The organism is Microbaculum marinisediminis (genome assembly GCF_025397915.1).
Classification (GTDB): Bacteria; Pseudomonadota; Alphaproteobacteria; order Rhizobiales; family Tepidamorphaceae; genus Microbaculum; species Microbaculum marinisediminis.
The window spans coordinates 1-1761 of sequence record NZ_JALIDZ010000021.1; the positions used below are offsets into that span (position 1 = coordinate 1).

General features: G+C 61.7%; 1 protein-coding gene and 1 pseudogene. Both read right to left on the minus strand.

What is annotated here, in order from left to right; translation table 11 throughout:
- Positions 1–212: pseudogene (locus MUB46_RS24085) on the minus strand (hypothetical protein); the annotation flags it as partial.
- A gap of 349 nt (positions 213–561) precedes the next feature.
- A complete protein-coding gene (locus tag MUB46_RS24090; RefSeq protein WP_261618524.1) occupies positions 562–1713 on the minus strand; it encodes an AAA family ATPase in 1152 nt (383 codons plus the stop codon).
- Between the last annotated feature and the right edge of the window lie 48 nt (positions 1714–1761).

Here is a 1761-nt window from a genome sequence, read left to right on the forward strand (position 1 = left end):
ACGTGCTCGGCAGCCCGGCGTTCAAGCGTCGAAAGCTGGTCGGCGCCACCAAGGTCATTGAGGATTTCGTCGCGTATCTGCTGGCAGTGCCGGCTAGCACGGGTCCGGCCGTCCAGGTCTTCAATGGACAGCAGGCGAGCCTTGCCGTTCCCGGACTTGCCGGGGGCATCGTCAGCGTAGATGTCAGGTGTTGCGGCTGTATCAGCCTGCATCCGGGTTCCATCTTCGGGCTTCGCGCGTCTCACGACGGGCGGACATTACACGGACACAAATACATATTTTCTGATTCAATGTCAATAAAAACAACGAGCTATATATGCTTGTCCACGGTTTATTTATCCGTAGGAAACAAGAATTGCGCACCCTGTGCGCTTTATGTCGCCGACCGACAATTTTCGGCCGGCATCCTTTGTGCGTTCGATAACCACTAGCCTTGTTTTCTTCCCGCAAGCACCCCAGGCGAACATGGCGAACACATACGAACATTGTTCGGGGTAGTTCGCGGGTGTTCGGGGCGAACGAACACGAACACACCCCTATAGGGGTGTTCGTATGTTCGCCTCACCTGTTCGCCTCCCCGTTCGTGAGCCAGACATACGGTTCCCAGACGCCTATAAGGTTCCTGGCTGCCAGCGTATCCACGGCTCGGGCGAATGCCTGTTGCCTTGCCCTGTCAGTGTTGCCGTTGCTGATACCTGACTTGTAAGCGTAGGTGCGCCACAGGTCGGACTTGACGACGGTCGTGATGGACAGCGGGATATGGATTGACGCCTCAGGCCGTTCACCGGCTTCCTCCAAGGCTGTCTTCAGGGCCTTCAGGGCCACCGCCGCGCCGGCAGGCAGCTTGGCCAGCCTGGTAGCCTTGGCAGACGTTGCCTCGGTCTCTACGACGACGCAGGACGTAACCGGTTCGCCGTCCTCGTCCTGGCCTATCTCGACAGGTTCGAGCCGGAAGCCGAATGCGTCGCCGGTTGCATGGTCACGCTGCTTCACGACGGTCGCGGATGCCTGCCCCGAGACCTCGCTTTTCGTCACCTCGATTTCGGTATCGACAGCGGCTTTCAGCAGGGAATGTCCCCGTGCGCCTCGGGTGTCGTCCTTGCCGGCGTGATGGACGACGAGAACATGCGCCCCAGTAGCTATTCGTAACTCGTCAACGTGGCGGACGAACCGGCCCATGTCGTCGGGGCTGTTCTCGTTCCCGCCCGACATGGCCCTCGACAGCGTGTCGACGACGATCAGCTCAATCTTTGGTTCCGAGGGCAGTTCCCTGATGCGGCCAAGCAGCAGTTTGGTGTCGGCATCCGACTTGCACAGGTCGATCGGCTCGGGGATGACGTAGAGCGGCACGCCTTCGGCCTCTACGTCGTGATGACACCGAAAGGCCGTAAGCCGTTCCTCGATGCCGAGCCCGCCTTCGGCGGCGATGTAGACGACGGCACCGGCCCGGACCGGGCGGCTGCGCCATTCCCAATCGAGGGCGACACGGGCGGTCAGGTCCAGGGCGAAGAAGGTCTTGCCGGTGTTGCTGCCGCCATAGACGACAGACAAGGCGCCACGGTCCAGGACGCCCCGGATAAGTGGCGCGCGCTTCGGCAGGGTGTGGATCTTCGACCAAGCGATCGGGACCAGCCTCGGTCGGCGCGGCGGCACGGCCGGACGACCGGCCGCAAGCCGGTCAAGTTCGGCGTTGGTCATGTGGTCGGGGAGCATCCGGGGGTTTCCTTCTCTGGGATAGCCGGCGTCTCACGACGCGGGTCT

Coding starts and splice junctions, on each gene's coding strand:
- MUB46_RS24090 (WP_261618524.1), bottom strand. CDS start 1,713: ATGCTCCCCGACCACATGACCAACGCCGAACTTGACCGGCTTGCGGCC.